This is a genomic window from Halobiforma nitratireducens JCM 10879, from assembly GCF_000337895.1.
In the GTDB taxonomy this organism is placed as follows: Archaea; Halobacteriota; Halobacteria; order Halobacteriales; family Natrialbaceae; genus Natronobacterium; species Natronobacterium nitratireducens.
In genome coordinates this window covers 1-4,813 of record NZ_AOMA01000145.1, presented here as the reverse complement: position 1 = coordinate 4,813, position 4,813 = coordinate 1, and the positions used below count along the sequence as shown (strand labels likewise).

The window sequence follows — 4,813 nt, the reverse complement described above, 5'->3', positions numbered from 1 at the left end:
CGCTCAGAGATGTGTATAAGAGACAGGAGGAACTCGGCGCGTACGGAATCGACCGAATGGACGACGAGGGCATCGAGCGGTTCCTGGGAATGCAGAGCCAGGGAGTGCTCGGCCTGCCGACCGACGCCGAACCCTATCTCCTTCCCATGTCGTACGGGTACGACAGCGGGGATCGACTCTACTTCTACTTTCTCGTGGGCTCCGAGAGCCGGAAACGGGAACTCGCCGACGTTGCCGATGCGGCCACCTTCCTCGTTTATAACGCCGAGATGTTCCACTGGCGCAGCGTCCTCCTGACCGGACGGGTTCGAGAACGCGAGACCGGCGACGAGGACGGTTCAGCGACGCTCAGCGAGTCCCGGACACCGGCGTGGCGGCCGGAACTGCTCGAGACCGCAAGCGAGACCGAGGAGACGCGACCGTACGAGTTCCTGATCGAGGACTGGACGGGCCTTCGACACGACATCCAGCCGCCCGCGATGGATCAGCGCTCGAGCAGGGATGGGCGGGAGTAGCGTCTGCCGCCGTTCGCTCCGGGTTCTATCATCGCGACGGGCGAGGACCAACTGGGGCGGCGTATTTTGTATCCAGGCGTCGTCGTCTCCCTCGTGACAGACAGTCAGGACACCTTCGTCTTCGACGACGACTGCGGGTTCTGCACCTGGTGGGCCGAGTTCTTCGACGAGCGTACCGCCCTCCGGATCGTCGGCTTCAGCGACCTGACGCCCGAGCTACGGGAGCGACTGCCGGAGAACTACGAGGCCTGTTCGCATCTGGTCACGGACGAGTGGGTCTACTCCTGTGGCGCGTCGATCGAGGAAGCGTTCGTCCGGTCCGACGTTGCCAAACCGCTCCGGGACGGCGTCCTGTTTCTCAGGAACTTCGAGGACTACGGTCGCCTCCGCGAGTGGGGCTACCGGTCAGTCGCCGACCACCGCGCCCAGTGGGGCCAGGTCGTCTCGAAGACGCCACCGGTGCGGCGAGACCGCGAGGACGACGACTCGAGTTCGAGCGATCGATAACCCGGCTACGCCGCCGGCGCTCGCGTCCGGAGGTCCGCGAGGCCCACCGGATGGACGTAGGTGCCGACCCGCTCGCGGTGCCACCACTCACCCGTCTCCTTGCGCTCTTCGGGTGTCGTGTACCGGTACCGGTAGCGGATCGCGCGGACGTGAGTCGGCCGTTCGCCGTCCTCGAACGGCACCTCGGCGAGCAGCGACTCCGTTCGCGCGTCACGCTCGAGCAGTTTCACGAGCAGGCGGTAGAACCACGGCTGACGACGTGGCGTCGGCCGCATAGCCGCGAACCAGAGTTGCCAGTCGAGCCGCAAGTGGTACGGGGCGATCTGTGGCGGTCGACGGCTCGGATCGGTCGGTTTCCCCTCGAACCGGTAGGTTCGCCACTCGCGTCCTCGTCGGGTCGTTCGTCCGTCGTGCCCTGGATTACGACTCCGGTATGGCACCGTGAAGATCGTCATCGCCGACAGGACGACGAACGTTCCAGACCGCCAGACCGACAACCCGGACGTCAGGATATAAGTAGAGCAGGCTCAGCCGCTCGCGAAAGGACAGCAGGGACGTTCAGTTGAAACAATCTTACTTGACCTGCTCACCTTTGCAGACTGTCCCGGCTGTCGCTGGGAGCGGCGTCCAGGCTCTCACGCCTATGGTTCCGCTTCCTACGCACTTGGGCCGGCAGTACAACGTACCCTGTGGCACAGAGCGACCGTCGGATTTCCTGCGTCCAATGCTTGGTTCATGCTCTCATGGCATAGCAGCGTTTCAATCGAGTCAGTACAGGTCATAGAGGTCACAGAGTAGTGACCATTTTCTTGAGAGTGCGTCAAGATGTCCTCGTCCCTATTTGTTCCTGCCTAATCGCATACCGGCGAAAAACGACCTTGAGGCTCGAAATAGGACGGTGAATGCCGCGAGGGCGACGAGCATGCCGAGGACGATTTGTGATGGTTGTGATTCTGCGTGCACGAGGGTGGCGCCGGCCCAAATGGTACCTATGAGGACACTGGCAGCAGCCACAGCGAACACCAGATGTCGTATGATTGCGATTCGCACCGATCCCCGCCCCAGCGCGTCGATCCCACTCAACTGAATTATAGCGGCTTCCATAGCTAGTTGCAGCCCAATGACGAGTGAGACTCCGGGGATGAGAATCGAACCGGGGACAGTTGTCAGGGACTCCAGATTAAGGGTTTCAGCTGCGGTGCCGAGAATCACGTTGAGGACTGTCGCGACCGGAAAACCAATCAGGATCACGGTACCGACATAAGTCACGGTTGTGGTCACCAGGGACTGGTTTGAGACGGACACGTACATAGTTCGATTGTAAGCAATATATTCGTATCGGGATACCGTATCTTCAACCGAACGTAGCTGATATGTCACAGGTCAATATGATGCGGGTAGTGACGTACGTTTATAATCTGAGGAGAGTCACGAATGACGTACTGGACATTATTTTAGATAGATGCCATTGTATAGGATAACCATAAGACGAGGGGCCGGTGAGCGCGTGAAGGAACTGCAACATAATCATTTTATACTGATTTAGGAGATGTTCAATCGCGAGAAGCGAAAATTCGACTACTTCGACACACTTCTCACGTATGAGAATGTATTTTCTTCATTGAATACGCTGCAGCAGGTTCTGAAACGGCGGTCTACGTCCGAGGCACTTATTTAGACGGTTCTGTACACTACTGGGACACACAATGACCCCGTCAATCTTCCAAGGCCGGACGCTGTCGGAGGTTCTAAACTAGACTGTATCACTATGAAATAAATCATAAAAACTATACTGCCTCCCCTATATTTATCAAACATGGATTACACGAAATTTGGGAAATTTCTACTTACACTACTTGTAGCGAACGCACTCGCGATCATTATTGCAGGAATGATTTCACCTCCCGACCCGTTCACGTTAATTTACTATTATCTCCCATTAGTTCCAATTGTGATAGCCATCTCGTATCTGCTTGTTTACAGAATCGGATTCAGTTTCGTTACAGCTCGAATCTAATTTGATTATACGCACGTATGGTAGCCGGACTCCTGGGTCAGCTTCAGATATGATCCTGAATAATGGAATCGCACTACTCTCACTGTTATTCCCAACCCGATAACTTCGTCGAGAGACGATTGAGGCGCTCCTGTGCAGACTCTTTGCGAGACCGGATAACTTCGGGTGCCAATCACGATCCGGCGGCACAGCGCAACGAACACTTCTGTTCGTGCGTGAACGTGGCCGAGGCCGCAGTCCTTGCAGGCATCGTGGGTTCGTTTGACTCCTGTGCGCCAGTCGTATGTCTTGTCTAAGATGAATTGCTTGAGCTGAGCGTCTTCTCCATGTTCCTCAACACGGTCTTCAACCCTGTACTCGATGTCTTTCGAGCCGGTAGTGTTGCACGGATTGTACGAGGCGACTGGCACGGCCGCTGCGTCCAGCAGGAGGTCGTGCCAGTCAAGAATGTCGTAGGCGCTATCTCCGAGCATCCCAATCCCGTCGGACTAAAAAACGACGCACACCTCCAGGCTGTCTGTGACAAAGCCGAAACAGCCGTCGCTGCAAGAGGTGTAAAGGACCGTTCAAAAACCAAGTACTCAAACGCTCCCTCGGCGTACCACTCGAGCGGCAGGAGCCCGTCCTCGCCGGCCAGCGCCCGGAACTGGAAGGCTGCGACGAGGAACGCGAGCAGGTACAGGATAGCCAGCCCGCGCTGGAAGAGAAACCGGACGAGCCAGAACTCCTCGCCGTGAAACATACGGGAAGATGACAGGCTCCGACGGCTAAAGCCGTGGGTTTTCAGCTGCGATGGCCGCGGACTACTCGCGTTCGCCCTCGTACTCGGTGAACCACAAGCGGACGACCCCCTGCAACGCGCCGGTCGCACTCCCGAGGTTCAGTATCTGGTAGCCCGCGTCGACCTTCTCGTTGACGTCGTCCATCCCGAAGCCGAGGCCGCCGAGCGGAACGTCGGCCTCAAGCGCCTCCGTCCGTATCTCTTCGACCAGTTCTTCGACGTCCTCGTGGTCCGGTTCGCCGGGGTGGCCCGTCGCGACGGCGAGGTCCAGCGGGCCGGCGAAGACGAAGCCGAGTTCCGGAACCGCGAGAATCTCCTCGAGGTTCTCGACCGCGGTCGGATGTTCGACCGTCGCGCCGACGACGATTTCCTCGTCCTCGGTCGTCGCGTACTCGTTCGTCGTTCCCCACCGGCTCGCGCGGGGGTTCGCGAATCCGCGACGACCTGGCTCGCCGTCGTACTCGAATCGGGCTGCCTGAACCGCCTGCTGGACGTCGTCGGCCGTCTCGATCCGCGAGACGAACAGGTTCCGGACGCCGGCGCGAGGACCTTCCGGACCGCGCTGGGGTCGGGATCGGGCAGGCGAACGAGCAGTTCCGTCCCCGAGACGTCCGCAGCCCGCAGCAGTTCCTCGAGTCGGTCGCCGTCACGGGGACTCGGGCCGCCGTGCTCGAGGTCGATCCAGACGAAATCGAGACCGAGTTCGCCGTACAGTTCGACCAGCGCCGGCGAGTAGGTGCTCTCGAGGATGCCCAGCGCGACGTCGCCGGACTCGAGCGTTCGACGGAGCACGTTGGTTCGCGGTGAGGACGTCATAGGCGACGGACACCAGTGGCCAAGATAAACGTTGGCGGCGAGGTTGCGGGGAAGTATTTGTGTCAGCCGGACTGAATCCGTCCATGGAATAGCCCGTTGCACGCTTTCGAAATTAGCTCCGACCTATCGCGGTGTAGTCACTAGCGTCTAAAATAGTCACTTTAACTAGACTAGAAG

At 58.8% G+C, this 4,813-nt stretch carries 3 protein-coding genes and 4 pseudogenes; 2 read left to right on the top strand and 5 right to left on the bottom strand.

Annotation, left to right across the window (positions count from 1 at the left end; all coding sequences use genetic code 11):
- The first annotated feature begins 608 nt into the window (after positions 1–608).
- Positions 609–1,022, top strand: coding sequence for a DCC1-like thiol-disulfide oxidoreductase family protein (locus C446_RS14200; protein ID WP_049920251.1), 414 nt, complete (start codon positions 609–611; stop codon positions 1,020–1,022).
- 5 nt (positions 1,023–1,027) lie between these two features.
- Here the strand turns inward: C446_RS14200 and C446_RS14195 are convergent.
- Together C446_RS14195 and C446_RS14190 are read right to left on the bottom strand one after the other, a co-directional pair.
- A pseudogene (locus tag C446_RS14195) lies at positions 1,028–1,449 on the bottom strand (lipase maturation factor family protein); the annotation flags it as partial.
- 410 nt (positions 1,450–1,859) lie between these two features.
- Positions 1,860–2,333, bottom strand: coding sequence for a hypothetical protein (locus tag C446_RS14190; protein ID WP_006673820.1), 474 nt, complete (start codon positions 2,331–2,333; stop codon positions 1,860–1,862).
- A 505-nt stretch (positions 2,334–2,838) separates the two neighbouring features.
- Between C446_RS14190 and C446_RS20835 the strand changes: the two genes are divergently transcribed.
- Positions 2,839–3,039 (top strand): DUF7534 family protein, encoded by a 201-nt coding sequence (locus C446_RS20835; RefSeq protein ID WP_083861136.1) that lies wholly within the window; start codon positions 2,839–2,841, stop codon positions 3,037–3,039.
- A gap of 155 nt (positions 3,040–3,194) precedes the next feature.
- Here the strand turns inward: C446_RS20835 and C446_RS18190 are convergent.
- The 3 pseudogenes from C446_RS18190 to C446_RS14180 all read right to left on the bottom strand — a co-directional run.
- Positions 3,195–3,518: pseudogene (locus tag C446_RS18190) on the bottom strand (IS5/IS1182 family transposase); the annotation flags it as partial.
- Positions 3,519–3,625: 107 nt separating this feature from the next.
- Positions 3,626–3,781 (bottom strand): annotated as a pseudogene (locus C446_RS18860) (lipase maturation factor family protein); the annotation flags it as partial.
- Between the two features lie 61 nt (positions 3,782–3,842).
- Positions 3,843–4,636 (bottom strand): annotated as a pseudogene (locus tag C446_RS14180) (HpcH/HpaI aldolase family protein).
- Positions 4,637–4,813 lie beyond the last annotated feature (177 nt).